General features: G+C 59.6%; 23 protein-coding genes. 10 read left to right on the forward strand and 13 right to left on the reverse strand.

The window, feature by feature from the left end; translation table 11 throughout:
- Positions 1–160 precede the first annotated feature (160 nt).
- Positions 161–646: an MgtC/SapB family protein gene (locus O9X91_RS22650; protein ID WP_137412460.1), complete on the forward strand. Its 486-nt coding sequence runs from the start codon at positions 161–163 to the stop codon at positions 644–646.
- Positions 647–652: 6 nt separating this feature from the next.
- Here O9X91_RS22650 and O9X91_RS22655 read toward each other — a convergent pair whose 3' ends face one another.
- From O9X91_RS22655 to O9X91_RS22680, 6 genes are all read right to left on the reverse strand, one after another.
- Positions 653–1,879: an NAD(P)/FAD-dependent oxidoreductase gene (locus O9X91_RS22655; RefSeq protein ID WP_269833266.1), complete on the reverse strand. Its 1,227-nt coding sequence runs from the start codon at positions 1,877–1,879 to the stop codon at positions 653–655.
- A 19-nt stretch (positions 1,880–1,898) separates the two neighbouring features.
- The gene (locus O9X91_RS22660; protein ID WP_142913450.1) at positions 1,899–2,309 is read right to left on the reverse strand and encodes a TIGR02588 family protein; all 411 of its coding nucleotides are present in this window, start codon (positions 2,307–2,309) and stop codon (positions 1,899–1,901) included.
- 7 nt (positions 2,310–2,316) lie between these two features.
- Positions 2,317–3,177, reverse strand: a complete 861-nt coding sequence (locus O9X91_RS22665; RefSeq protein WP_142913451.1) for a TIGR02587 family membrane protein — start codon at positions 3,175–3,177, stop codon at positions 2,317–2,319.
- Between the two features lie 53 nt (positions 3,178–3,230).
- Complete coding sequence (locus O9X91_RS22670; protein ID WP_077984961.1) at positions 3,231–3,671, reverse strand: PPC domain-containing DNA-binding protein; 441 nt, start codon at positions 3,669–3,671, stop codon at positions 3,231–3,233.
- A gap of 62 nt (positions 3,672–3,733) precedes the next feature.
- Positions 3,734–4,294, reverse strand: coding sequence for a type 1 glutamine amidotransferase domain-containing protein (locus O9X91_RS22675; protein ID WP_137412456.1), 561 nt, complete (start codon positions 4,292–4,294; stop codon positions 3,734–3,736).
- Positions 4,295–4,312: 18 nt separating this feature from the next.
- Positions 4,313–4,534, reverse strand: a complete 222-nt coding sequence (locus O9X91_RS22680; protein WP_077984959.1) for a hypothetical protein — start codon at positions 4,532–4,534, stop codon at positions 4,313–4,315.
- Positions 4,535–4,824: 290 nt separating this feature from the next.
- Here O9X91_RS22680 and O9X91_RS22685 point away from each other — a divergent pair, with 290 nt between their 5' ends.
- From O9X91_RS22685 to O9X91_RS22695, 3 genes are read left to right on the forward strand one after another with little or no spacing between them, the layout of a single operon-like run.
- Positions 4,825–5,655, forward strand: a complete 831-nt coding sequence (locus O9X91_RS22685; protein ID WP_142913452.1) for an N-formylglutamate amidohydrolase — start codon at positions 4,825–4,827, stop codon at positions 5,653–5,655.
- A complete protein-coding gene (locus O9X91_RS22690; RefSeq protein ID WP_142913453.1) occupies positions 5,652–7,529 on the forward strand; it encodes a flavohemoglobin expression-modulating QEGLA motif protein in 1,878 nt (625 codons plus the stop codon). The genes O9X91_RS22685 and O9X91_RS22690 overlap by 4 nt, the downstream gene beginning before the upstream one ends.
- Before the next feature lie 10 nt (positions 7,530–7,539).
- Positions 7,540–8,586, forward strand: a complete 1,047-nt coding sequence (locus O9X91_RS22695; RefSeq protein ID WP_077984958.1) for a glutathione synthase — start codon at positions 7,540–7,542, stop codon at positions 8,584–8,586.
- A gap of 6 nt (positions 8,587–8,592) precedes the next feature.
- Here O9X91_RS22695 and O9X91_RS22700 read toward each other — a convergent pair whose 3' ends face one another.
- Positions 8,593–9,612 carry an NAD-dependent epimerase gene (locus O9X91_RS22700; RefSeq protein WP_142913454.1) on the reverse strand — a complete coding sequence of 340 codons (1,020 nt, stop codon included), beginning with the start codon at positions 9,610–9,612 and terminating at the stop codon, positions 8,593–8,595.
- 86 nt (positions 9,613–9,698) lie between these two features.
- Complete coding sequence (locus O9X91_RS22705; RefSeq protein WP_137412451.1) at positions 9,699–11,030, reverse strand: UDP-glucose dehydrogenase family protein; 1,332 nt, start codon at positions 11,028–11,030, stop codon at positions 9,699–9,701.
- 381 nt (positions 11,031–11,411) lie between these two features.
- On the opposite strand from O9X91_RS22705, the gene O9X91_RS22710 reads away from it, so the two are divergent.
- A complete protein-coding gene (locus O9X91_RS22710) occupies positions 11,412–12,299 on the forward strand; it encodes a DMT family transporter (RefSeq protein ID WP_142913455.1) in 888 nt (295 codons plus the stop codon).
- A gap of 104 nt (positions 12,300–12,403) precedes the next feature.
- A complete protein-coding gene (locus tag O9X91_RS22715) occupies positions 12,404–13,384 on the forward strand; it encodes a glutathione S-transferase family protein (protein ID WP_142913456.1) in 981 nt (326 codons plus the stop codon).
- Between the two features lie 12 nt (positions 13,385–13,396).
- Here the strand turns inward: O9X91_RS22715 and O9X91_RS22720 are convergent, their stop codons facing one another.
- A complete protein-coding gene (locus O9X91_RS22720; RefSeq protein WP_142913457.1) occupies positions 13,397–14,299 on the reverse strand; it encodes a LysR family transcriptional regulator in 903 nt (300 codons plus the stop codon).
- Positions 14,300–14,500: 201 nt separating this feature from the next.
- Here O9X91_RS22720 and amaB point away from each other — a divergent pair, with 201 nt between their 5' ends.
- Positions 14,501–16,030 carry an L-piperidine-6-carboxylate dehydrogenase gene (gene amaB, locus O9X91_RS22725; RefSeq protein WP_077984952.1) on the forward strand — a complete coding sequence of 510 codons (1,530 nt, stop codon included), beginning with the start codon at positions 14,501–14,503 and terminating at the stop codon, positions 16,028–16,030.
- Between the two features lie 131 nt (positions 16,031–16,161).
- On the opposite strand, the gene putA is transcribed toward amaB, so the two are convergent.
- On the reverse strand, positions 16,162–19,836 hold the full coding sequence (gene putA / locus O9X91_RS22730) for a trifunctional transcriptional regulator/proline dehydrogenase/L-glutamate gamma-semialdehyde dehydrogenase (protein ID WP_269833265.1): 3,675 nt from the start codon (positions 19,834–19,836) through the stop codon (positions 16,162–16,164).
- Between the two features lie 177 nt (positions 19,837–20,013).
- Between putA and O9X91_RS22735 the strand changes: the two genes are divergently transcribed.
- On the forward strand, positions 20,014–20,484 hold the full coding sequence (locus O9X91_RS22735) for an Lrp/AsnC family transcriptional regulator (RefSeq protein WP_077984950.1): 471 nt from the start codon (positions 20,014–20,016) through the stop codon (positions 20,482–20,484).
- Between the two features lie 59 nt (positions 20,485–20,543).
- Here O9X91_RS22735 and O9X91_RS22740 read toward each other — a convergent pair whose 3' ends face one another.
- Together O9X91_RS22740 and O9X91_RS22745 are read right to left on the reverse strand one after the other, a co-directional pair.
- Complete coding sequence (locus tag O9X91_RS22740) at positions 20,544–21,110, reverse strand: RNA polymerase sigma factor (protein ID WP_003508744.1); 567 nt, start codon at positions 21,108–21,110, stop codon at positions 20,544–20,546.
- Positions 21,110–21,316, reverse strand: a complete 207-nt coding sequence (locus O9X91_RS22745) for a NepR family anti-sigma factor (protein ID WP_077984949.1) — start codon at positions 21,314–21,316, stop codon at positions 21,110–21,112. Before O9X91_RS22745 ends, O9X91_RS22740 begins: the two co-directional genes overlap by 1 nt.
- A 138-nt stretch (positions 21,317–21,454) precedes the next feature.
- Between O9X91_RS22745 and O9X91_RS22750 the strand changes: the two genes are divergently transcribed.
- Both O9X91_RS22750 and O9X91_RS22755 read left to right on the forward strand, forming a co-directional pair.
- Positions 21,455–22,249, forward strand: coding sequence for a response regulator (locus O9X91_RS22750; protein ID WP_269833264.1), 795 nt, complete (start codon positions 21,455–21,457; stop codon positions 22,247–22,249).
- 95 nt (positions 22,250–22,344) lie between these two features.
- Entirely contained in the window at positions 22,345–23,337 is a 993-nt protein-coding gene (locus O9X91_RS22755; protein ID WP_142913459.1) for a sensor histidine kinase, read from the forward strand.
- Positions 23,338–23,597: 260 nt separating this feature from the next.
- On the opposite strand, the gene O9X91_RS22760 is transcribed toward O9X91_RS22755, so the two are convergent.
- A complete protein-coding gene (locus tag O9X91_RS22760; protein ID WP_077984947.1) occupies positions 23,598–25,322 on the reverse strand; it encodes a sensor histidine kinase in 1,725 nt (574 codons plus the stop codon).
- Between the last annotated feature and the right edge of the window lie 130 nt (positions 25,323–25,452).

Below are 25,452 nucleotides of genomic sequence, written 5' to 3' on the forward strand. Positions count from 1 at the left end.
CATGTGTGAAAATATGTGACGTGCGCCCATGCGCACGGGAGGCAAACCCTTTGCCTCGGCCATTGTTCCGGCTCTGTTGCGCGCAACGTTTATATTGCCGAGTGGAACCAACACGTCTCCTTAAACTTAGTGTGAAGAAATTGCCGGAGGAGATGCGACCTTGCCCCAAAGCCTAGCAGAAGAATTTTCGATGAATATTTCCATCCCCTTCGAGGTGCTGCTGGTGCGTGTGTTTGGCGCGGTCATCCTGTGCGGCCTGATCGGTCTGGAACGGGAGTTTCACAAGAACACCGCTGGACTGCGCACCAACATGCTGATCGGCCTCGCCGCCGTCACCTTTTGCGTCATCACCGTTCATATGATGGAGACAATGGCGGAAGGTCATGAAGCCGCACGGCTCGATCCCATCCGGTTGGTGGAGGCGGTGACGGCCGGCATCGCCTTTCTCGCGGCGGGTGTGGTCGTTTATACCAGAGGCGATGTCAAAGGCTTGACGACGGGCGCCAGCATGTGGCTTTCGGCGGCAATCGGCCTTTCGGCCGGCCTTGGCATGTGGCCGCTTGCCCTTCTTGCTTCGGGGATGGGTATTGTCGTCCTGTGGACGCTGCGCCGCATGCAGGTGGCGGCGGGCATCAAGGAGGACTAAACGACATCAGTCGAAGCGGAAAAGATCGGCGTCGGGGTCCTTGCCGCCATTGACGGCGGCGGCCACGATTTCAGCGGCGATCTGGCTGAAGGTAATGCCGTTGCCGCCAAAACCCATCACTGCATAAACGTTGTTCATTCCGGGCACGGGGCCAATCAGCGGCAGACCGGTGGTGGTCGTGCCGAAGGCCGCCGCCCAGCGATATTCCGGTTCTCCCACATCGATGTCGAGAAGCTTTTCGATCTTGCGACGGATCGTTTCCGCCTTGGCGGCGAGCTTGCGCTCCGACTGGTAGGCGGTGGGGTTTTCCTCGTCCTCGCCTCCGGCGATCATCCGCCCCTCCCGGTCGGTGCGCAGGTAGAGATAGGGATCGGAGGCCTCCCAGACGATGTGGTTCTCCAGCCAGTCGGGCAGGTCAAGCCCCTTTCTGCTCGCCAGCGCCCAGGTGGAAATGATCTGGTGCTTCGGGCTTTCGAGCATTTTCAGAAATTCATAGCCGGTGCAGAAAACGACATTGCGTGCGGAAAGGATTTTGCCACCGGCGGTGGCAAGGACAACCGCGTCGCCGAGGTTTCTAAGATCGGTGATCTCAAGCTGCGAGACGATTTCGGCGCCCGCGCCCGCCGTGTGGCGCAAAAGGCCGGCCGTCAGCTGTGCGGGATTGGCGGAGGCCGAGATATCGCTGAGGATGGCGGCGGTCCGATCCAGCCCATATTGCTCTCTCAGTTCCGCAGCGGTGAGGAAACGGGCCTCGATGCCCGCTTCTTTGCGGGCATCCGCTTCGGCTTTCAACGCGCGCGATCCCATGTCGTCTCCGGCGAGATAAAGCGCCTGTTTGCGCCTCATGCTGCAGGAAATGCCGAGCGAGGAGACGATTTCCTCCAGCCGCAGGACGGCGCGGGCGGAACGCTGCCATGCCCTGTCAGCCGCGTGCCCGCCGATCATCTTTCGAAGCTGCGTCAGCGGCGTATCGATCTCGTGCTGGATCATCGCCGTGCTGGCGACACTGCTGCCCATGACCGGCTCACGCCGGTCAACGATCAACATGGATTGACCTGGCCGTTGCAGGGCGTGGGATACGAGTGCGCCGCTGATGCCGGCGCCGACGACAATCGTATCGTAATGGTCGGCCTCCGGCGTGCGCCTGCTGCGGACGCCGATACGCGGGCTATCCGCCCACACGGGTTTTGAGTCCCTGAGGTCACGTTCTTTTGTCAGTTCCGATGTCGGCATGAAATCATCCTGAAAGGTGTCACGGCTCGGTATAGCCGGCGACATTGATGGTGAGCGTTGCGCTGCGGGGATCGTTGCGGAAGAAAAGCGTGCCGGTGTCGCGAGACTCCGAGGCGACGTAATCGAATGTCACATCGGCGCTCTCCAGCGTTGCGTCGTTTTGCTGCAGGTCGCCGCGCACCTGCACCTGCGCCGCCGTCGTCATGGAAAGGTTGCGGATGTCGAATTTCACCCGGTATTGCCCGGCTTGCCCCTCTACGCCGGTAACGGCGATGTCGAAGCGGGCATCCTCCGGCCTGTAGCGATAAATGTCATAACCGATCGAGCCTAGCATGGCGGCGACCAGAAGCGTGCAGATGGTTCCCGTCACCCATTCGATCCAATGCGGATCGGCGCTTTCCATCTGTTTTCCGTTTTTGGATATCGTCATCTTGTCCTCACAGGATCAGCCGGGCCGACGCCGCGCCGATCGAGGCGGGCACGCCGAGAATGACGGCGGCATTCATGATCTGCGATAGCGAGGTGTGGTCGAGGCGCTCGAAGGTCCAAAGCGTATAGATGCTGATGGCGATGGCGACGACATAGCCGGGCAGGGTGAAGCGGATGAAGGATTGCCACCACTTCTGCCCTTCGTGCAGCTGGTGCGAGCCCTTGAAGTGAAGCGCGTAGACAAAGCCATGCATGATGGCGATCGACAGCAGGCAAAGCGCCAGAATGTGATAGGGCGTCACCTTATAGGCGATCAGGATCATTTCTTCCGTCGGGGCGACATTGAGGCCGAGGAAAAGCGCGCCGACCATCATCATGAACAGTTCGTGCAGATAACCCGTCTCGCCCGAATATTCGCCCTCCTCTTCATCCTTCGTATCAGAATGCTGACCGAGCTGGCTGCGCCCAAGCAGCGCGCCGATGCTGGCTGGAACGGATTGCAACGCAATCTTGGCGATGAAGTTGGAGGCGGTGATCTGGTCGTTCAGAATGCCGAACAGCAGGAGTACGGCGGCGCTGACGGCGATGCCCAGCCCATAGGCCGTTATCGCGTCGCGCAGCGCCTGGCTCCAGGAGTAAACATTCTCGAAACCGATGCGGCGGGCGAGAAGCAGCAGCAGCGGCAGGTTGAGGATGCAAAGCAGAAAAAGCCGCCATGAATTGATGTAAAGGCCGAGAAACCACATTTCCATGGTCATCAGCATGGGCAGGGCAAACAGCAATGCACCCGCCGTGCCGCGTGCGAGACCGATCAGAAATTGCCCGACCTCGTCATCATCCGCATCTCTTTGATTGATCGCCGCCACCATGCTACCCCCTGTCCAGAGCGATAACGCAATGGTGTTTTTCCGGTTCCGTGGGTTTATTTCGCGGGATCGATGAGAGCGATGCCGAATTCCCGGCGATAACTGCGCCGCAACTCCGCAGGTGTTTCGCGGATGACGACTTCCAGCGTTGGCCGCACCACTCCTTTGAGAAAATGGCCGCCCTTCGTGGAGCCGTCGGCAAAGCCCAGAACCACATGCAGGTGCGGATTGGGTGTGTCGTTCTCGTCAAGGGTGATATCGCCGAGCAGGCTCAGAACCTCGCTCTGGTCGGTGACCGGTATTTCATTGTAGTCCCGCGTCGAAAGGTCGAAAAAGGCGAGGGTCGCCGTGGCGAAAGCCCCGATCGCGCTCACCGAGGCGGCGTTGATGTTCTCGGCCTTGGCAAAGCGCCTGATAGCCTCGAATGCTTCTTCTTCGGGATCAATGACGAGGATGAAGGTACGCTCCGCGCCGCTTGCCAGCAATCTGCTTTTCATGTCTTCCTCCCAAATAGAAGTGCCGCCGGAAAACCGGCGGCACGGGAATAAAGGTGCGTGTCTTAAGCGGCGCGGCGTTCGTGGCGGCCTTCCTCGACCTCTTCCACGATCTTGGCGACAAAGGCGTCGAGATCGTCAGGGCTGCGGGAGGTAACGATCCCCTTGTCCGTTACCACCTTTTCATCCTTCCAGTTGGCGCCGGCATTCTTGAGGTCGGTCTTGATCGACCAATAGGAGGTGGCGTCGCGGCCACGCAGGGCGTCGGCTTCGACAAGCAGCCACGGTGCATGGCAGATGGCGGCGACCACCTTGCCGGATTTGACGAAATCGCGGACCACCCGCATCGCATCCTCGTCGTGACGCAGAATATCTGGGTTGATCTGGCCGCCGGGAAGAACCAGCGCGTCAAAATCTTCCGCTTTGACGGCTTTCGCCAAGAGATCGACGGCGATGCTGTCGCCCCAGTTCTTCTTGTCCCAGCTCTTGATCTCGCCCTCCTCGATGGAGGCGATCTTCACGTCTGCACCTTTGGCCTTCAGCTGGTCATAGGGCACGCGCAATTCGGAACGCTCATAGCCGTCCGTTGCGAGAATGAGGATTTTTGCGGCGTTGATAGCAGTCATGTCTTTCTCCTTGTCGGTTTAGTCGTCCTTGTCGGAATTGATAGATGGCAGGAAAAACTCCACGTCCTTGCGGCGCTCCGCATCGAGATTTTCGATATGCGTTTGCCAGAACCGTTCGGCCTCCGCCGGTTCGTGCTCCCATTGGCGCACGAAGGTCTTGTTATCGTCGATCATCACCTGACGCGTGCCGCCGAGACGCAGATATTCTTCCGCAAGTTTGCGTGTTTCGGTCTTTTCCATGTCGCGGCTCCTTGTGCGTCGAAAGCGGGAACGGAGGGGCGCCGGATGGGTAAGAAGCTCGGCTGCCGTTTCGTTGGCCATCGGGAGAAAACGGAAAAATCCCGATGTTCTTCACCGCCATCGCGTCCGTTTGACACGGCGGCCCCTCCAGTTTGAACAACGTGATCTTTCCGGTAAGGTTCCGTAGTTTTCCGGCGGCGTCATTGCCGAGCGGAATGTATCGCGCGCAATTTTTCACCGGAACAAACGGGCATGTCCCGCTGTTTTATCCCCGATGCAGGGGAGGCGGCATGGCAGCCAGACAGAGCGACGGCGAATACCGGAATAACCACGAAAACAAAGGCTTCTGGTCGATCGATTTCGGCGGCTCGCCCGTTATCGGCACGGCCATCCATGACGGCCATCGCATTAGACCTGACGTGTCGCGGCTCATGGCCCTTTCCCCGGAACAGAGGCTGAGGGAGGAAGATCCTTTCACCGGTGAGATGATCGCCGGGCTGACGAACCGTATCGTCGTTCACCATTCACGTTTCGAAATCGATCTCAACCGAGCGGCCGATCAGGCGATCTATCTGAAGCCGGAACAATCCTGGGGGCTTGAGGTCTGGAAAGAAGAGCCGGCGCAGGACGCCGTCCGGCAGTCGCTCGACTTTCACGCCGACTATTACACGATGCTGGAGACTATGCTCTCCGCAATCGAAAGGCGGCATGGGGCTTTCGTGGTGCTCGATATACACAGCTATAATCATCGCCGGCAGGGTGCGGCCGCGCCACCGACGGCGCAGGCGGAAGCGCCCGATATCAATATAGGCACCTTTTCCATGGATCGCAGCCGCTGGGGCGATATCGTGAGCGCGGTCGGGCGCCATTTCGCGTCAGCGACCATCGGCGAACGCCACCTCGATGTTCGCGAGAACGTGGCGTTTCAGGGCAAGGGAGAGCAGACCCGTTTCATCCACGAAAGGTTCGCAGAAAATGGCTGCGCCATCGCAATCGAGTTCAAGAAATTTTTCATGGACGAGTGGACGGGAAAGCCGGATGAGCGTGTGGTGGCGGATATTCGCCAAGCGATCGCGGCACTCCAGCCAGTAATCGAAGAATGTCTGAGATCGCGGCGATGAACCCTTCATCCGCCCCCAGCGCGCCCTCTCCCATCGCCGATCTGGTTGATGACGTCGTGTCCTGCCTCGAGGCCGGCAAGGCCATCCGCCGCGATGTCGGCAAAGACGGTCGTCTGCATATCGACCGGCCGCTGCCGTTCCTGTGCCTGCATCTGACCGGCGGCACGAAAAATCTCGCCGCCCGCGAAATCGCCGCCGCCCATGCCTCCTATCTGATCGTGCCGACCATTCAGGAGGCGGCGCCGCTGATCGAGGCTATTGGCAGGGTCATGCGGCAGCGTTTCGGCGCCTTCATCGTGCTCGATATCGGCGAACTGGAGCATGACATCCTGCTGGCCGACGATTCACCTTTCCTGCCGCATTTTGAGGTTTCGGTCTCCGCCACGTCAGAACCGGAAACCCAGAAAGCGCGTCGGGTCTTCATAAAGGCAGTCTGCGATGCCGAGGTACGCTTTCGTACGCCGCGCATCACCCGGCCGGAACCGGAAGCCGATCCGATCCTCCGGTTTCAGAATGCCGGGCTGGATTTTCCCTGCATCAGCGTGCGTTTTGCGCCGATCTATCGCCAGCCGGAATCCGGTGCCGATTATCCCGGTTTGCGGGAGACGATGATCGCCGATCTTTTCGATGCGGGTTTGCAGGCCTTTTCGTCTTTTTCCTCCGATATGGATGCGTTAAACGTCGCCAGTCACAGGGCGCTGGGTCGCAAGGCCTTTGTGGATGCGGTGAAACGCGCCGACCGATCTATCGACGACATCGTCTCGTCGTTCGATTTTCTACTCTCCGTCACGCCCATCAATGCGCGACGGGCTTTCGAGGAGTTTCGCGACGGCGGCTTCCAATACGCGCCGCGCCTGCTTTACCGACCGCTGGGCGTGGATGTGGAAGAGCAGAAGCGCAAGCTTTATTCCGTCGCCTTCGATCACCTCGAAGACCCGGTGCTCTATCATCTTTATCGGGAGAAACAGCGGGAGATCGATCTGCAGCTGACGATGCTGGCCAGCCTGCATCATCGTACCTTCACCGATTTCTCCCGCGCGCTCTACGGCGCCGTCGAACCCGCGCTTCTGACGCTGGCGCTTCATGTGCTCAAGGATTGCCCGCGCGGGCAGGAAAGTGGCGAAATCGCCATGGTCGATTGTTATGCTGTCGCGAAGAAGTCGCGCGAGATGGTCGAGACCTATCTGGCGGAAGAACCGGAGTTCAAGGCGCGCGTCGAAATCCGCGACGACCTGCCGCCGGGCATGATGGTGACGGGCGAGAAGCTTTTGATCTCCCGCCATACCGTCATGGAACAGCGCCGTGTCGAGGCGCTGCTGTCGCATGAGATCGGGGTGCATCTTCTCACCTATTTCAATGGCTCGTTTCAGGGGTTGCGGCTCTTCCGCACCGGCCTTTCCGGTTACGAAGGCGTGCAGGAGGGGCTGGCAGTGCTGGCGGAATATCTGGCTGGCGGCATGACGCGTGAGCGCCTGCGGCTGATCGCTGGCCGCGTTGTCGGATGCGCCGCCATGCTGGATGGTGCAAGCTTCGTGGAGACCTTCCGCATCATGACCCGCGATCACGGGTTCGATGAGGCCGGCGCCTTCAACATGGTGCTGCGCATCTATCGCGGCGGCGGTCTCTCCAAGGATGCGATTTATCTGCGCGGGCTGGCCGAGGTGATGGACCATCTAAGAAAGGGCGGGGCGCTCGATCCGTTCTGGATGGGTAAGATCGCCGCTCAGCATTTTCCTGTCATGCAGGAGCTGGCCTTGCGCGGCCTGTTACGCCCGCCTGGGGTCAGGCCTGCATTTTTATTGCCCGCCAAGGCCAATGAGCGCCTGGAGAAAATCCGGGCGGGATTATCCATCGCCGAACTGGCGACTTTATAGGAGGGGCTTCATGCGTATCGCATTTTTCGTCAATTCCATCGAAACCGAGGGGCCGACCTTCGCCACGGGCCTGCTGGCCATGGCCGCGCTCAATCGCGGCCATGATGTGGTCTATCTGACACCGGGGGATTTTACCCTGCGCTCCGATGACACGCTGGCGGTTCATGCCACTGTTGTCCGCAAGGGCAAATACAAAAAGCCCGAGGCTTTCCATGCGGCACTCCAGGACAAGGCGCTTGAGCGCATGACCATGGACGTGGAGGAAATCGACGCGCTGATGCTGCGCAACGATCCGTCGCTCGACCAGACTACCCGGCCATGGGCCGTTCATGCCGGTATTCTGTTCGGCAGGCTTGCCGAGCAGCGCGGTGTGGTGGTGCTGAACGACCCCGAAGGTCTGGCGCTTGCGCAGAACAAGCTCTATTTCCAGAGCTTTCCTGAAATCGTTCGCCCGACGACGCTGATTTCCCGCAACGTCGAGGAAATCCGCGCCTTTGCCGATGCGCACCCGAAGGGCGTCATCGTCAAGCCGCTGCAGGGCTCCGGCGGCAAGAATGTTTTCAAGATCGGGTCGAGCAAGGAGACCAATCTCAATCAGATTTTCGAGGCGGTGAGCCTTGAGGGTTATCTGATCGCGCAGGCCTATCTGCCGGCCGCGAAAGAGGGTGATGTTCGGTTCTTCATGATGAATGGCAGGCCGTTGATGCGCGATGGCCAATATGCCGCGCTTCGCCGGGTGCCGGCCAAGGGAGACCTGCGCTCCAACATCCACGCCAACGGCACGGCCGAAGCGGTGAAGGTGACGGATGAGATCGTTGAACTGGCTGAAATGATGCGGCCGAAGCTCGTGGAGGATGGCATGTTCCTTGTCGGCCTCGATATCGTCGGCGACAAGATATTGGAGGTGAACGTGTTTTCGCCGGGCGGGCTGTCGAATATCCTTGAACTCACCAATGTGGACTTCAGCGATACAATCATCGAGGCGGTGGAAACCAAGGTGTCGATGCAGGCGGCATCCGGTGGTGCCCTGTCGAACAGGCTGCTGGCGACACTCTGATTATTATTATTCTTTCAGTTTGCCGTTCATGTCGCGATACCAGGCGACGAGGGCCTTGATGCCCTCCTCGACCGGGGTCTGCGGCACATAACCGGTCAATGCCCTCAGGAGATCGGGCGAGGCGAAGGTGCGGGGAACATCGCCCTGCTGCATCGGCAGCATATTGCGGATCGCCGGCTTGCCAACGGCCTTTTCGACCGTCTCAACGAAATGCATCAGCTCCACCGGCTGGCCGCCGCCAATATTGACGACGCGGAAGGGCGCATGGTGCGAGAGCGTGTCGGTCACGCCCTCCTGCGTGACGCGGTTTTCCTCGGAAGGGATGATCTGGCTCAACCGGACGATGCCCTCCACCAGATCGTCGATATAGGTGAAGTCGCGGCTCATATTGCCTTGCCCGTAAATATCGATAGGCCGGCCGTTGGAAACGGCATCGACGAATTTGATCGGTGCCATGTCCGGTCGTCCCCACGGGCCGTAGACCGTGAAAAAGCGGAAGGCGGTGGTGGGCAGCTTGTGCAGATGCGCATAGCTGTGCGCCATCAACTCCATGGATTTTTTGGTGGCGGCGTAAAGCGTCATCGGCTCGTCGGCCTTGTCGCTTTCCGCAAACGGGATTTTTTCATTGGCGCCGTAGATGGAAGAGGTAGACGCCAGCATCAGGTGCTTGACCTCCAGGCTTCTGGCGAGCTCCAGCATGTTGAACGAGCCGATGAGATTGGAATCGATATAGGCGCGCGGATTTTCAAGGCTGTAACGAACCCCGGCCTGTGCGGCGAGGTGGATGAGGATTTCCGGTTCTGCTGCTTCTGCCGCCCGCTTCAGCGCATCGGTATCTTCCAACATGCCGATCTCGGCCCGGAAGCCGTTGGAGCGGGCAAGGATGGCGTGGCGTTTTTCCTTGAGGCTGACATCGTAATATTTCGTCATGCCATCGAAGCCGGTGACAAAATGGCCGGCGTCCAGCAGCCGTTTCGCAACGTAAAAGCCGATGAATCCTGCCGTGCCGGTAACCAGATAACGCATGATGACTAAGTCCCGAATCCGTTGGTGCGTTTGCGGTTAGACCGAAGCGCGGAAAATCTTTTGATGAAATTGCGAAAGCGCAGCCTTCAGGTGCCGTTGCCCGGGCTGCCTTCATGCGGGCGGCCGACGGCGGCATAGATGAAGCCATGGCCGGCAACTTCATCCGTTCGGTAAATATTGCGCAGGTCCACGAGCACAGGGCTTTTCATGATGGCTTTGAGGCGCGGCAGGTCGAGCGCGCGGAACTGGTTCCATTCCGTCACGATCACGACGGCGTCGGCGTTTTCCGCGGCTTCGTAAGGGCCGGCCGCATAGTCGATGTCTTCCATCAGGTGCCGGGCATTCGCCATGCCTTCCGGATCGTAGCCCACCACTTTTGCGCCACCATCCTGCAAAGTCTGGATGATGGCGATTGCCGGGCTGTCGCGCATGTCGTCGGTATTCGGCTTGAAGGTGAGGCCAAGCACGGCGATCTTCTTGCCGCGCACATCGCCGCCCACGGCGTTGATGACCTTGCGGCCCATGGCGCGCTTGCGGTTGTCGTTGATGGCGATGGTGGTTTCGATCAGCCGCACCGGCGCATCATAATCCTGCGCGGTCTTGGCGAGCGCCAGCGTGTCCTTCGGGAAACAGGAGCCGCCATAACCGGGGCCGGCATGTAGGAATTTCGGGCCTATGCGGCCATCGAGACCGATGCCGCGCGAGACGTCCTGCACATTGGCGCCGACCTTTTCGCAGAGATCAGCCATTTCGTTGATAAAGGTGATCTTCATCGCCAGAAAGGCGTTGGCGGCATATTTGATGAGTTCGGAAGCGCGTCTTGTAGTGAAGAGCAGCGGTGACTGGTTGAGGTAAAGCGGGCGGTAAACCTCGGTCATGACGGGGCGGGCGCGCTCATCCGAAAGGCCGACGACGATGCGGTCCGGCCGCTTGAAATCCTCGATGGCGGCCCCTTCGCGCAGGAATTCCGGGTTGGAGACCACGGCGAAATCGGCCGAGGGGTTCTCCTCGTGGATGATGCGTTCCACCTCGTCGCCGGTGCCGACGGGAACGGTGGATTTGGTGACGATGACGGTGAAGCCGTCAAGCGCATGGGCGATCTCTTTCGCCGCCGCATAGACATAACCGAGATCGGCATGGCCGTCGCCGCGTCGCGAGGGTGTGCCTACCGCGATGAAGACGACGTCCGCATTGGCCACCGCTGCGGAAAGATCGGTCGTGAAGCTCAACCGACCGGCTTTGGCGTTGTTGGCGACGATTGTTTCGAGACCCGGCTCGAAGATGGGGATATGGCCGCTTTTCAGGGCTTCGATCTTCTCCGGCATCTTGTCGACGCAGACCACGTCATGGCCGAAATCGGCAAAACACGCGCCGGACACGAGGCCGACATAACCCGAACCGATCATCACAATCCGCATTCTTTTTCCTTTCGGTTAGCGAGGCCATGTTAACGCGGCTGCACCGGCCGGGGAAATCGGCGGGTGAAAAATCGCATGATGATGTTTAGCCGCCTTCATGTCCGTCGCCAAGCGCTGCGATCAACACCGGCTAACCTCTTTCCATGACGGTGATGTGATGGCCGTGGCGGGACAAATTTGCCGCACCTTGCAGCCGATTGCATCGATGCTGTGAGATCGCCCATTTTTGCCTGTTTTGCGGCTTGCACTCATAGGTAGCCGGGTCTAGCCATAGGGTCGAGGATCAAATCTGCCAGACCGTCTGTCCCTTGGTTGGGGAGTCCAGGTCGCGTCACGCGGCCGGGGGATGCTTTGCATTGCGGTCGATGTTGGGGAAGTCAAATGCAAAAGGGTTTTCTGCTCGGTCTGTTCGCTTATGCGACCTTTTCCATGGGCGATGCCACAATCAAGTCGCTGGGATCGCAGATCAGCGTTTTCGAAATCGGCTTTTTCAGCATTCTTTTCTCCGGCATCTTCATCTTCTTCAGCAAGCCGCGCGAAGAAAGGTGGCGTGAATTCTGGCGCATGAGCCGGCCCTTCGCCGTGCATGGGCGCGCCATCTCCGGCCTCTTCGCCGGTATTTTCGGAATCTATGCCTTCACCACCATTCCGCTGGCGGAAGCGTATGCGCTGATCTTCCTGTCGCCGCTCTTCGTGACCGTCCTTTCCGCCGCCGTGCTGAAGGAGAATATCGGCCCGTGGCGCTGGGCGGCGGTTCTGGCCGGCATCGTCGGTGTCATTCTCGTCGTGCGGCCTGGTTTCAAGACACTGGAGCTCGGGCATATTGCCGCGATCGGCGTGGCATTCCTTGCGGCCATGACCATCGTTCTTTTGCGCTCGCTGGCGGGCAGGGAAAAGCGCACCTCGATCATGGGCGTGCTGTTGATCTATGGTTTGACCTTTAATGGCATCGCGTCGATCCCCGATTTCGTCATGCCCAATCTTCACCAGTTGCTCGCCTTCGCTTTCATCGGGCTTTGCACGGCAACGGGCCAGATCACCCTTCTGGTCGCAACCCGCATCGCGCCGGCAAGCCAGATCGCGCCCTCGCATTATTCGCAAATCCTCTGGGCCGTGGCGATCGGCATTGCTTTCTTCCACGAATATCCTGACGCCACTGCTGTGCTTGGGCTCGCCGTCATCGCCGCATCGGGACTGCTGACGATGATCCGTGAGAAGGTAAGGCTCGGCACCGTGCGCTGGAACCCGTTTTTCCGCAATCGTCTTTGAACTCACCCTTGATCGGAAACAGTGCGTCAACCGAAGCGCGGCTTGTGAAGCGGCGGCGACCCGGCCCATAAGGCTTTCATCTTTAGATGAACGGGGAGCCGCAAATGCTCGTGGATGGAAAATGGACCGCCGACTGGCATCCGGTGCAGGCGACCGACAAGAAGGGCGGCTTCGTTCGCCAGACCTCCGGCTTCCGCAACTGGGTGACACCTGACGGTTCGGCGGGGCCGACGGGCGAGGGTGGTTTTGCGGCCGAAAGTGGCCGCTATCATCTTTATGTCGCGCTGATCTGCCCCTGGGCATCGCGCACGCTGATCGGCCGAAAGCTGAAGAAGCTGGAAGAGGTGATTTCCGTTTCCGTGGTCGAGCCGGCGCTTTCCGATGAGGGCTGGAAATTCGGGGACTATCCGGGTTCGGACCGCGATACGCTCAACGGCTTTACCTATATGCACGAGGCCTACACCAGCGCGGATCCGCATTATACCGGTCGCGCCACCGTGCCCGTGCTTTGGGACAAAAAAACAAAAACCATCGTCAACAACGAATCCGCCGATATTCTGCGCATGTTGAATTCCGGTTTCGGCGCTCTGGCCGATGATGGCGTGGACCTGTATCCGGAAGGTTTGCGCGATGAAATCGATGCTCTCAATGACCACATCTATCCGCGCCTCAACAACGGCGTTTACAGAACAGGTTTCGCCACCACGCAGGTGGCCTATGAAGAGGCCTTCGCCGACGTCTTCGCAACGCTTCAGGAGCTTGAAAACCGTCTTGTCTCAGGCGGGCCTTTCCTTTTCGGCGATCTTCTGACCGAAACGGATGTCCGGCTTTTTGTGACGCTGGTGCGTTTCGACGCCGCCTATTACGGCCTGTTTAAATGCAATCTTCGCCGCATCGCCGATTATTCCGCGCTACACGCCTATATGATGCGCGTGCTGAACGTTCCGGGCGTGCGCGACACGGTCAATATCGATCACATCAAGCGTGGTTATTATTCCATCAAGGCGCTCAATCCGACCCGTATCGTGCCTGTCGGTCCCGATCTTCCGGAACTTGACGGTGTTTCCCTTCGCCCTTTTCTCTGAGCAGATGATGGATTACACCGGCTTGCCGACCAGATCGAGCAGCCAGGCCTGAAAGGCGCGGGCCAGCGCATTGTCCTGCCGTCCTTCCGGCAGGGCGATGTAATAACTCTTGTCGGTCCGCAGGGGAATGTCGAAGACGATTTCGAGGCGGCCGGAGGCGATCTCCGCCTCGATGAGATATTTTGGCAGAAGGGCAAAGCCGATGCCGCTCGCGGCTGCCTCGATGATCATCGAAAACTGGTCGAAACGGCTGCCCTGATAAGCGTTAGCCGCCGTCACACCGTTCATCTCCAGCCATTCCGTCCATAGTTTCGGCCGCGTCGTCACATGCAGGAGCGGTTGTCCGGTCAGGTCCTGCGGCACGCTCACGCTGGCGCGGCGCAGGAGGGTGGGGCTCGCAACCGGCACGATCACCTCGTTGCATAAAAATGTGCAGGTGCCATGCGCCCAGACCGGCTGGCCGTAATGAATGGCGAGATCGAAACCTTCCTCATCGAAATCGAAGGGGTGGGAGCGCGAGCCGATAGTGATTGCCACATCAGGATTGTTGTCGATGAAGCGGCGGAGGCGCGGCATCAGCCAGCGGCTGCCGAATGTCGGCAATGTCGCGACGGAAAGCGATGCGTGCGATGTTCCGGCTGAAACCGCGCGCACCATCAGCTGTTCGGACTGCTGCAACAGGCGTCGCACGTCCGGCAGGAATTTGCGGCCCGCCTCCGAGAGCACGACCCGCCTGCGGATGCGCTCGAAAAGCTGCATTCCCGTCTGCGCTTCGAGTTCACCGATCTGCCGGCTCACCGCGCTCTGCGTGAGGTTGAGTTCTTCCGCCGCACGCGTAAAATTGCCGTGCCGCGCCGCGCATTCGAACGCTTGCAGGGTAACGATGTCAGGGACCAGTCTTCTGCGTGGATCCATTCCATTCTCGCATCAACTTACCCGCTTTCCTCATTAGAAAGCGTTATTGTAGCCATATATGATTACGGGAAAGAATGGAACGGTGCAAAACGCCAGTTCCAGAGAACGGATGACAAATTCGGGGAAAGAAAAGTGACGGGAGTTGAAAGCGCCGCATCAAAACGGCCTTTCCTCCCTTTTTTAGCCAAAAGGACGACGGATATGGATGCGACCACGAAGCTCGATGTGAAACAGGAAGCGGCGGCCCTGCTCGACAGGATGGGCGTTGCCCGCGAACTTTATACCAGCGGCGATATGGCGTCCTTCAGCCCGGTGACGGGTGAGCAGGTCGCGAGCCTGAAGACCGTTTCGGTCGAAGGTGTCGCAGCCGTGATCGACCGGGCCGACGCCGCCTTCAAGGCATGGCGCAATGTGCCGGCTCCCCGTCGTGGTGAGTTGATCCGGCTGCTCGGTGAGGAACTGCGCGCCTTCAAGAGCGATCTCGGCCGTCTCGTGTCGCTGGAAGCAGGCAAAATTCCGTCCGAAGGTCTCGGCGAAGTGCAGGAAATGATCGACATCTGCGATTTCGCCGTCGGTCTTTCCCGCCAGCTTTATGGTCTCACGATCGCCACCGAACGTCCAGGCCACCGCATGATGGAAACCTGGCATCCGCTTGGCGTTGTCGGCGTCATCTCCGCCTTCAATTTCCCGGTCGCGGTATGGTCGTGGAATGCGGCGCTCGCCATCGTCTGCGGCAATTCGGTGGTCTGGAAGCCTTCGGAGAAGACCCCGCTGACGGCACTTGCCGTTCAGGGCATTTTTGAGCGCGCCGCCGCCCGCTTCGGCGATGCGCCGGAAGGTCTCTCGCAGCTTCTGATCGGCGACCGCGCCGTTGGCGAGGCATTGGTGGATAATCCCAAGGTGCCGCTCGTCTCGGCCACCGGTTCCACCCGCATGGGCCGTGATGTCGGCCCGCGTCTGGCGAAACGCTTCGCCCGCGCCATTCTGGAACTCGGCGGCAACAATGCCGGTATCGTCTGCCCTTCCGCCGATCTCGACATGGCGCTACGCGCCATCGCCTTCGGCGCCATGGGCACGGCCGGTCAGCGCTGCACCACACTTCGCCGTCTCTTCGTGCATGACAGTGTCTATGACCAGCTCGTGCCGCGCCTGAAAAAGGCCTATGCGTCCGTTTCCGTCGGCAACCCGCTGGAAACCTCCGCACTCGTCGGTCCGCTGGTCGACAAGGCGGCTTTTGACGGCATGCAGAAGGCCCTCGAAGCGGCGAAAGCGCATGATGGCGTGGTGAATGGCGGCGGCCGCGTGGATACGGGTGCGCCTGATGCCTATTACGTCCAGCCGGCGCTTGTCGAAATGCCGAAGCAGGCGGGGCCTGTGCTGGAAGAGACTTTCGCGCCGATCCTCTATGTCATGAAATACAGCGATCTCGATCAGGCGATCGACGACCACAACGCCGTTGCCGCCGGTCTTTCGTCATCGATCTTCACCCGCGACATGCAGGAATCGGAACGGTTCCTGTCGTCGGAAGGCTCCGATTGCGGCATTGCCAACGTCAATATCGGCACTTCGGGTGCGGAAATCGGCGGCGCCTTCGGTGGCGAGAAGGAAACCGGCGGCGGCCGTGAATCCGGCTCCGACGCCTGGAAGGCCTATATGCGCCGCGCCACCAACACCATCAACTACTCCAAGGCGCTGCCGCTGGCACAGGGTGTTTCGTTCGATATCGAATAATCGCCTCTTCCAGAGAGAAATTGATCCACCATGCCGGCGCGGCTTCATCCACGCCGGCATTTCTATTCGCCGTGGCGGCACCAACGGACAAGGCATGAACCGGCAGGGTCGAGACCCGCCGGACAATATCGTCAGCCAATGCTCATCAGGCTGGCGTTGCCGCCGGCGGCCGTGGTGTTGACGCTGACGGAGACTTCTTCGACCAGCCAGTCGAGATTATAGGGCTGGCTTTCCCCGCAAAGCGCTTCCGTCGCCGCGGCCTGAACGAGAGTGAGCGGGCCGGGCAGGGCGGCGATCTTTTTATTGACCGTCACGATACGATCCGCGTCTCCCTCAACCAGCGCGCCGGCGAAGGGACCGGATTTTTCCCAATCATCCGCCCAGACGATGCGCGAGGTTACAGTTGCCGGCAAGCCATAGATCGACTTCTCCAGTCCAGAAGCATTGTCGATGACAACCGCGTTTCCGGTCGCAAGCGCTGCCGCAAGCTGGCGGTAAAGCCCCTGTTCGGTTGCCGGAACCAGCAGAACCTTTCCACGCGGATGCAGCGCATAGACATTGCGCTCGCCGACAGGCCCCGCCAGCTCGGTTTCAAAGCCGAGGCCGGAAAGCGCTGCCGCCTGCCGTGCGGCTTCGGCCGCGACGGTTTCGCCGTTTTCATCCAGCCAGCGGGCGAGATCGACGGCTGCCTGATCCTGCTGGCTGGCGATGCGGTCGATCTTCGGCGCCTTTTGCGTCATGCGGCCGAGATAAAGCGGGCCGCCCGCCTTGGGGCCGGTGCCGGAGAGGCCGCGTCCGCCAAAGGGCTGCACGCCGACAACCGCGCCGATGATGTTGCGGTTCACATAAAGATTACCGGCCGCGACGCGGGACAGAACGTGCTGGATCGTATCGTCGAGACGGGTGTGCAGGCCGAAGGTGAGGCCGTAACCGGTGGCGTTGATCTCGTCGATCAGCCGGTCGAGATTGTCGCGCTTGAAGCGGATGACGTGCAGCACCGGGCCAAAGACTTCGCGTTTCAGATCGGCAAGCGATTTCATCTCGATGATCGTCGGCGGCACGAAGGTGCCCCTGCCGGTCTCACCCGCAAGCGAAATCTGTTCGATGCGATGGCCGAGCCCGCGCATGCCCTCGATATGCTTTTCGATGATGCCCTTCGCCTCGGCGGTAATGACGGGGCCGACATCGACGGAAAGCTTGTCGGTGCGGCCGATCCGCAATTCATGCAGTGCGCCTTTCAGCATGGTCAGCGTGCGGTCCGCCACATCTTCCTGCAGGCAGAGGATGCGCAATGCCGAGCAGCGCTGGCCGGCGCTGTCGAAGGCGGACGCGATGACATCGGCGACGACCTGCTCGGCAAGCGCAGAGGAATCGACGATCATGGCATTCTGTCCGCCGGTCTCTGCAATCAGCGGCACCGGCTGGCCATTGGCCAGAACCCGACCGGCAAGCTGGCCCTGAATGAGCCGCGCCACTTCCGTTGAACCTGTAAACATTACACCTGCCGTCGATGGTGAACCGACGAGTGCTGCACCTGTTTTACCGTCGCCCGGCAGAAGCTGCACGGCGTCTTCCGGAACGCCTGCCTCATGCAGCAGGCGTATGCCCTGAGCCGCGATCAGCGGCGTTTCTTCGGCGGGCTTTGCCAGAACCGGATTGCCGGCGACCAGCGCCGCCGCTACCTGACCGATGAAGATCGCAAGCGGAAAGTTCCACGGGCTGATACAGACGACCGGGCCGAGCGGCGTTTCGCCGGCCTTGAAGTTCCTGCGGGCTTCCGCCGCATAATAACGCAGGAAGTCGATTGCCTCGCGCACCTCCGCAATGGCGTTCGGCATGGATTTTCCCGCTTCGCGCATGATGAGGCCGAGCAGGGCGGGCATCTCGGCCTGCATCGCGTCGGCGGCGCGCTCCAGGCAGGCAGCGCGTTCATCCACCGGGGTGGAAGGCCAGTTCGAGGCCGCCGCCCGCTGCATGGCCGCTTCGGCATCGGCTTCAGTCGGTTCGGTCACATGGCCGACGATATCATTGTGGTCGCCGGGATTGAGAACCGGGCGCGCGTTACCGCCTGCCTGCGGCGCGGCGGCTTTCCATTCCGTTGCTGTACCTGCCTTGAGGGTTCCGTCCAGTGCGGCGAGCGTCGTTTCGTTGGAAAGATCGAGGCCGGCGGAATTTTTGCGTTCAGGGCCGAACAGACCTTCAGGGGCGGCGATGCGGTCGTGACGCGCGCCGGGAACGGGGTAGGTTTTAACCACCGTGACTGGGTCTTCCAGCAGGGAATCCACCGGCACGGCGGGGTCGGCAATGCGGTTGACGAAGGACGAGTTCGCACCGTTTTCCAGCAGGCGGCGCACGAGATAGGCCAGCAGCGTCTCATGCGTGCCGACGGGGGCGTAGAAACGGCAGGGACGGTCGAGCTTCTTTTTGCCGACGACTTCGCTGTAGAGCGGTTCGCCCATGCCATGCAGGCACTGGAACTCGTAGTCGCCGAGTTTGAAGTCTGGACCGGCAAGATGGTAGATCGTCGCCATGGATTGCGCATTGTGGGTCGCAAACTGCGGAAAGACCAGATCGCGCGCGGCGAGCAGCTTGCGGGCGCAGGCGATGTAGGAGACATCCGTGTGCACCTTGCGGGTGAAGACCGGGAAATCCTCCAGCCCCTCCACCTGTGCGCGCTTGATTTCCGCGTCCCAATAAGCGCCCTTGACGAGGCGCACCATGATGCGGCGGCCCGCACGGCGGGCGAGGTCGATGATGTAATCGAGAACGAAGGGGCAACGGCGGCCATAGGCCTGCACCACAAAGCCGAGGCCGTTCCAGCCAGCGAGATCCCTGTCGAGCGCCAGTTCTTCGAGAAGATCGAGCGACAGTTCCAGCCGGTCGGCTTCTTCCGCATCGATATTGAGGCCGATATCGTATGTCTTGCTGAGCAGCATCAGCGATTTGACGCGCGGAAGAAGCTCAGCCATCACCCGCTCAGCCTGCGCGCGGGCATAACGCGGATGCAGCGCCGAAAGCTTGATGGAAATGCCGGGACCACCATAGATGCCGCGGCCGGCCGACGCCTTGCCGATGGCGTGGATGGCGTTTTCATAGTCCTTGTAATAACGCTCCGCATCCTTAGCGGTGGTCGCGGCTTCGCCGAGCATATCGTAGGAATATTGGAAGCCCTGTTCCTCCAGCGGCTTCGAACGCTTGATCGCTTCGCCGATGGTTTCGCCGGTGACGAATTGCTCACCCATCATGCGCATGGCCATGTCGACGCCACGGCGGATGACGGGTTCGCCGGCGCGGGCGATGAGCTTGGTCAGTGCCGCCGAAAGGCCGCTATCGTTTACCGTCGAAGTCAGCTTGCCGGTGATGACGAGGCCCCAGGTGGCGGCATTGACGAAGAGCGAGCGCCCTCCGCCAATATGGGACTTCCAGTCGCCGCGGGCGATCTTGTCGCGGATCAGCGCGTCGCGGGTGGCGGTGTCGGGAATGCGCAGCAGCGCTTCGGCAAGGCACATCAGCGCCACGCCCTCATGGCTGGAGAGCGAATATTCCTGCACCAGCCCCTCGACGCCGGTGCCCTTGGTCTTGGCGCGCAATGCCTCGATCAGTTTGCGGGCGGTGTCGCGAATGGCTTTCGCCTCTTCAGCCGTCACCGTTGCCGCCTCGATAAGCGGCGCCAGGCATTCTTCTTCCGGGCGACGATAAGCGGCGGTGATCGCCTTGCGCAACAAGCTTTGCTCGCGCACCGGCGGCGCAAAATTCTGGAAGATACCGTTCGCCACTACACCGGCGTTGCTTGCACCATCGGCCATTCTGAAAAACCCTGAAAACGCTGTTGAAGACAGACCTTCGGCGGCCGCGTGTCCTCCGCCCGCCGCTTTTCATCTCTGGCACAGACAATATCATCATCGCAAAAATTGCTATGGCCCTATTTTCGGGATAAAACAGGCTATATGAACTTTTATTTTTCAGATAAGGCGTAAAATCGCGTGGCAAATAGTCAAAAAACAGACGGTCTGGACCACTTCGATCTCAAGATCCTCGAGGCGCTCAGCGAGGACGGGCGGATGTCCGTTCTGCAATTGTCAAAACGGGTCGGTCTTTCCAAGACGCCCTGCCAGACGCGGCTGAAGCGGCTGGTGGATGAAGGCTATATTCTCGGCTTCCGCGCCATGCTCAATCCGCAGAAGCTCGGCGTCGATCACATCGCTTTCGCGGAGGTAAAACTCTCCGATACGCGTGAAAAGGCGCTGGAGGAGTTCAACGCGGCGGTGCGCAAGATCAAGGAAGTGGAGGAGTGCCACATGATCGCCGGCGCCTTCGATTATCTTCTGAAGGTGCGCACCAGCGATATTCGCAAGTATCGAAGGGTACTCGGCGAAAAAATCTCGAGCCTGCCATCCGTGGCCAACACTTCGACCTTCGTGGTCATGCAATCGGTCAAGGAAACCGGCATCTGAAAAGCGGACATGAAAAAACGGGCAGACGTTTGCCTGCCCGTTTCTGTCGTTCAATTTCCTCAGCGCGCCGTGGCAGCGGCGGTCACCGCGCTCATCTGCGCATCCGGGCCGAACTCGTTTTCGTTCTCAATGCCGAGCAATTCCTGCAGGCGCAGTCTCGCACGGCTCACGCGGCTCTTGATTGTGCCGACAGGGCAACCGCAAATCTCGGCGGCTTCCTCGTAGGCAAAACCCGAAGCCCCGATCAGCAGGATGGCTTCACGCTGGTCGTCTGGCAGCTTTGCGAGTGCTGCGCGGAAATCCTGAAGGTCTACCGAACCATGCTGTTCCGGCGGCACCGACAGGCGCGAGGTATAGACGCCGTCCGTATCCTGCACCTCACGGCCGGATTTGCGAATCTGGCTGTAGAACTCGTTGCGCAGGATCGTCACCAGCCATGCCCGCATGTTGGTGCCAGGCTGGTAGCTGTCCTGTTTGGCCCAGGCCTTCATGATCGTGTCCTGCACGAGGTCGTCGGCACGGTCCCTCGAGCGGATGAGCGAAATCGCGAAGGCGCGCAGGTTCGGCAGCGCCGCCAGCATTTCCCGCTTGAAATTGTATTCTGTCTGTTCCGGCTCTTTCGCCATCATTCCTCCGAAGCCTTCGTCTTGGCTCTGCTTTCGGCTTCATCGAGTTTTTCGAGAAGGTCGAGGAATTTGTCAGGGATGCCTTCATCCTGAACGGCATCATAAAGCTCCCTGAGCTTGCGGGAAATCACCGCCCGTCCCGAGTGTGGAACCTGAGGGGCGGCCGGATTGTCCGGCTGGTCTTGGTCCGATTGAAATATTCTCATAACGTCCGGTATTCCTTCTGCGTCGTGGCAAAGAATGCGCGGTGAAAAAAATAGTTCCGGCGATCCGGAACTATTTTTGACATGCGCACGTTGCTATCGTGGGTTTGCGTTGCAGACCGCATGAAAGGGGAGAATTCCATGTCAGTTTCTACACGCATCGCACCGCACCTGCCATATCTGCGCAGGTTCGCGCGTGCCGTTTGCGGCTCACAATCGACGGGCGATGCCTATGTTGCGGCAACACTCGAAGCTCTGATCGCCGATATCAGCATTTTTCCGCAGACAAGCAGCGATCGCGTTTCGCTCTATCAATTGTTCGTATCGATCTTTAGTTCCGTCACGATCAATATTAAGACCGACGAAAACCTGTCGGGATGGGAAAAACGCGCCTCGGCCAACCTCTCCGCCGTGCCGGCGCTGGCCCGTCAGGCTTTCCTCTTGACGACGGTCGAAGAATTCACGCCATCGGAAACCGCAGAGGTCCTGAAAGTCTCCGAGGGTCAGGTCGGCAAGCTGATCGATGAGGCAGCCTCTGAGATCGCCCGGCAGGTGGCGACCGATATCATGATCATCGAGGACGAACCTCTGATCGCGATGGATATCGAGCAGATGGTCACCGATCTCGGTCACCGTGTCACTGGCATCGCCCGCACGCATACGGAAGCGCTCGATCTCTTCCATCGCACCCAACCGAAGATGATCCTTGCCGATATTCAGCTTGCCGACGGCAGTTCCGGTCTCGATGCGATGAAAGACATTCTTGAGATGACCACCCTCCCGGTTATCTTCATCACGGCTTTCCCCGAGCGTCTTCTGACGGGCGAACGGCCGGAGCCGACCTTCCTCGTGACGAAGCCGTTTAATCCGGACATGGTGAAGGCGCTTATCAGCCAGGCCCTGTTTTTCAACGAAAGCTCACGCGCCGCGGCGTGAATTTTGCCGAAGCCGCAGGCTGACCGGGAACCAGTCTGGCGCCCGGGCGTTGGCGGTTACAGTCGTGGGGCTAACCTGCGGCGTTCTGCAAGGAGATGAATTTGCATCGGCTGGCATGGCACAACGCGGAGAGGAACGAAAGCGAACTTCACGACTCGCTCGTTCTCGCCTTGCTCGATTCGGGTGAGACAGTCATGCTGCAGGACTGGAACCGCGACTATATATTCGTGGCCAATCTGCCGGATGTCTGGAAACTTCCGGCCGATTCCCATCCGACCGATGAAAATCTGTTCGGCAAAGATCTCTCCGCGCGGCTTGCCGAACTTAAAAAGGACATGAAGACGGCGGGCAGCCGCGGTATGCTGGAAGTCAACGCCGGCAATGATCGTGTCTTTCAGTTTCAGGTCCACTCCACCTTCAACCAGTCGAACCAGGTGGTGATGAAAACCACCATTCGCGAGGTGACGGCGGAAAGGCGGCGCGAGCAGCTTCTGCGCTCGTTGCTGCGCGAGGTCAGCCACCGTTCCAAGAATCTCCTGGCGATCATCCAGAGCCTTGCAGGCCAGACGGCCCGCTTCAGCCTGACCAAGGACGATTTTCTGAGAAAGTTTCGAGGACGGCTACATGCTCTTGCGCAAAGTCAGGATCTCATCACGGATTCGGACTGGCGGGGCGCGCGAATATTCGAGCTGCTGCGCCAGCAATTCGATCTTTATGTGCCGGAATATCCGAACCTCATCCATATGGAAGGCGAAAACCTGCTGCTAAATCCGAACGGCGCGCTTTATATCGGGCTCGCCTTCCATGAACTGGTCGTCAACACCGTCAGCCATAGCGGCAATCTTGCCTATCACCCCCCCATATCCCTGCAATGTCGTCAGGAGGGTGAGTTTTATATGGTTGAATGGAATGAGCCGATGATGCCGTCGAAAGAGCCGGTCGAAACCCGGCGTGGCAGCTTCGGCAGCGTGGTGCTCGAAAAGGTGGTTCCCTCCGCGCTGGGTGGAAGCGCCGAATACGAGTTGACGGCTAAGCGAATCGTCTACCGGCTGAAATTTCCTTCCGGCGACAGCGTGGACGCCGCCTGAAATCGCGATATCGGGCGCGACGCCGGGTTTAACGCTCATGTCCTGGAAATCAAAAACAAATAGCACGGCTCATGAAAAGAGCCGTGCTATTTTATGACAGGTTTTCAGGGGTGAAACCTGTTTATTTTCAGCCAAGCTTCAGGCGGGGACGGGGGAATTGCTTGGCCTGCAGTAAGAATGCACCTGCCGGGAATAGGTTCCCGCAAAATGCATTTTTTAACAATCGACAAATGAGCTGCTTTTGAACCCGCTTGCCGGCATCAGTGCTGGCCTGTCTGTTCCGATCTTTTGGGCGTGAAATAACGCATCGGCGCCTCCAGCGTCCACTCGAAGCCGGCTTCACGATATTCCGTCAGCACCTGCCCACCGAAGGCGCCTTCCGCATGCCTTTTTATGACCGTGGTGCCGAAACCCTTGCGGCTCGGTTCGCTCGCCGGAGGGCCACCCGTTTCGGTCCAGACGAGGTGGATCATCTGGCGCCCGTCTTTTTCAAACGGCTGCCAGCGCACGGTGATTTTTCCTGTTGGAACCGACAATGCGCCATATTTGATGGAATTCGTCGTCAGCTCATGGATCACCAGGCCGAAATTCTGTGCTGCTTCCGGGGAGAGCATGAAATCATCTCCGATCAGCAGGACGCGATGCGCCACGGTGCCGAAAACTTCGAGATGGGTCTCGATCAGCTTGCGGATCGGCAGGCCTTGCCATTGAACCTCCGCCAAGGCCCGGATCGACATTCCAAGGCCGCGCAGGCGGTGATCCACCTCCTTTTGAAATTCCGGAATACTTTTATTTTCGCGTCCCAATTGCCGTATCATCGCCTGAACCAGCGTCAGAATGTTCTTGGAACGGTGTACAAGTTCGTGCAGCAGCAATTGCAGCCGCTCTTCTGACTGGCTTCTGTCGAAGGACGCGTTGGAGAGTGCTATGGCGACCTGGTTGGCTTCCTTTATCTTGGTATCGATGGGTGCGACGATCTCGCCCTCACCGATGCGCTCGGCCATCAGGGTCAGATCACGAATGGAGCTGCGCAATTGCCGGCCGACCAGATAGGCGCCGCCAATGGCGATAAGCACCAGCACTAGGCTGCCGATCATCATCTGTCGCCAGGTATCTATCAGCGCCGCCTGGCTTGCGGCGAGCGGACCCCACATCACCGTCTTCCATTGCCAGCCCGGTAATTGGGCATAGGCATAGAGATTGCCCTTGCCGTCAAAAAAATTGCCGCTGAAGGCCTGCATCTCCGAAAGGACGTCCGGGGTGACAAACGGCTTGCCCATTTCCGCCTCATCGGGCGCGCTTGAGACGACAACGCGGTTGTTGCCGTCAATGATGGCGACCGCCCAGTTGCGTGGCAGGGTTTCCGTGGGAATGAGCCGGCTCAGGTCGCTGGTATTCTGCGTCAGGATCAGGGCGTCTCCGGCGGCGTCCAAATCCGGGCCGAGCGGCAAGGTGACGTTGAACACCCATTCCTTGCTGGTCTGGCCGAAAAACATGTTCGAGACGGTGATGCGGCCAGAGTCGATCGCTTTGGCCAGGTTGGCTTCCGCCGGCACCTTGCCGAGCGGCTGGCCATAGGGCATGCGTGTATTGAGACGCTGCTGGCCATCTTTGGTCGTGAGAATGGCGTAGAGGCCCTCCCGCTTCAGGCTGTCGGCGACGCGTCCCTGAAACGCGGCGAGATTGCCGCTTTCAAGTTCCGGGAATTGCGACAGGAGATTGAGAGACGTGGCGATTTCCTGCAGGCGGCGGTCGATATTGCGCGAGGCCACCCGCACGTCCTCGATGGTTTCCCGTTGCAGGTCGTCGCGTTTTTCCGCTTCCAGGCGCAGCATCAGATAGCCGCCAAAGAGAATGAGCGGCAGGGTGATGACGGTAGCCATCACCACCAGATAGGTGCCGATGGAAGCCGTTGGGAAAAAATTCGCGCTGCGCCGACGCAAAGCCGAAATCATGTCTTTCAGTCTGTTGCCGGGTAGAGGCATACAAAACTCCGGCAGTTATGGCATTGTTACGGCACGGATAATACCGTGCCGTCCCTCATTAGCAATGCCTGATTTTTTACCTTCGGTCGTTGTGGCAGGCCACAATTGCATCGGTATGATTGAAAAAATC

It is taken from the genome of Agrobacterium salinitolerans (assembly GCF_027498475.1).
In the GTDB taxonomy this organism is placed as follows: Bacteria; Pseudomonadota; Alphaproteobacteria; order Rhizobiales; family Rhizobiaceae; genus Agrobacterium; species Agrobacterium salinitolerans.

What these genes read in the sequence shown, in the direction of transcription:
- O9X91_RS22655 (WP_269833266.1), bottom strand. Translation starts at nt 1,879, where the DNA reads ATGCCGACATCGGAACTGACAAAAGAACGTGACCTCAGGGACTCAAAA.
- O9X91_RS22660 (WP_142913450.1), bottom strand. Translation starts at nt 2,309, where the DNA reads ATGACGATATCCAAAAACGGAAAACAGATGGAAAGCGCCGATCCGCAT.
- O9X91_RS22665 (WP_142913451.1), bottom strand. Translation starts at nt 3,177, where the DNA reads ATGGTGGCGGCGATCAATCAAAGAGATGCGGATGATGACGAGGTCGGG.
- O9X91_RS22670 (WP_077984961.1), bottom strand. Translation starts at nt 3,671, where the DNA reads ATGAAAAGCAGATTGCTGGCAAGCGGCGCGGAGCGTACCTTCATCCTC.
- O9X91_RS22675 (WP_137412456.1), bottom strand. Translation starts at nt 4,294, where the DNA reads ATGACTGCTATCAACGCCGCAAAAATCCTCATTCTCGCAACGGACGGC.
- O9X91_RS22680 (WP_077984959.1), bottom strand. Translation starts at nt 4,534, where the DNA reads ATGGAAAAGACCGAAACACGCAAACTTGCGGAAGAATATCTGCGTCTC.
- O9X91_RS22685 (WP_142913452.1), top strand. Translation starts at nt 4,825, where the DNA reads ATGGCAGCCAGACAGAGCGACGGCGAATACCGGAATAACCACGAAAAC.
- O9X91_RS22690 (WP_142913453.1), top strand. Translation starts at nt 5,652, where the DNA reads ATGAACCCTTCATCCGCCCCCAGCGCGCCCTCTCCCATCGCCGATCTG.
- O9X91_RS22695 (WP_077984958.1), top strand. Translation starts at nt 7,540, where the DNA reads ATGCGTATCGCATTTTTCGTCAATTCCATCGAAACCGAGGGGCCGACC.
- O9X91_RS22700 (WP_142913454.1), bottom strand. Translation starts at nt 9,612, where the DNA reads ATGCGTTATCTGGTTACCGGCACGGCAGGATTCATCGGCTTTTACGTT.
- O9X91_RS22705 (WP_137412451.1), bottom strand. Translation starts at nt 11,030, where the DNA reads ATGCGGATTGTGATGATCGGTTCGGGTTATGTCGGCCTCGTGTCCGGC.
- O9X91_RS22710 (WP_142913455.1), top strand. Translation starts at nt 11,412, where the DNA reads ATGCAAAAGGGTTTTCTGCTCGGTCTGTTCGCTTATGCGACCTTTTCC.
- O9X91_RS22715 (WP_142913456.1), top strand. Translation starts at nt 12,404, where the DNA reads ATGCTCGTGGATGGAAAATGGACCGCCGACTGGCATCCGGTGCAGGCG.
- O9X91_RS22720 (WP_142913457.1), bottom strand. Translation starts at nt 14,299, where the DNA reads ATGGATCCACGCAGAAGACTGGTCCCTGACATCGTTACCCTGCAAGCG.
- amaB (WP_077984952.1), top strand. Translation starts at nt 14,501, where the DNA reads ATGGATGCGACCACGAAGCTCGATGTGAAACAGGAAGCGGCGGCCCTG.
- putA (WP_269833265.1), bottom strand. Translation starts at nt 19,836, where the DNA reads ATGGCCGATGGTGCAAGCAACGCCGGTGTAGTGGCGAACGGTATCTTC.
- O9X91_RS22740 (WP_003508744.1), bottom strand. Translation starts at nt 21,110, where the DNA reads ATGGCGAAAGAGCCGGAACAGACAGAATACAATTTCAAGCGGGAAATG.
- O9X91_RS22745 (WP_077984949.1), bottom strand. Translation starts at nt 21,316, where the DNA reads ATGAGAATATTTCAATCGGACCAAGACCAGCCGGACAATCCGGCCGCC.
- O9X91_RS22750 (WP_269833264.1), top strand. Translation starts at nt 21,455, where the DNA reads ATGTCAGTTTCTACACGCATCGCACCGCACCTGCCATATCTGCGCAGG.
- O9X91_RS22755 (WP_142913459.1), top strand. Translation starts at nt 22,345, where the DNA reads ATGAATTTGCATCGGCTGGCATGGCACAACGCGGAGAGGAACGAAAGC.
- O9X91_RS22760 (WP_077984947.1), bottom strand. Translation starts at nt 25,322, where the DNA reads ATGCCTCTACCCGGCAACAGACTGAAAGACATGATTTCGGCTTTGCGT.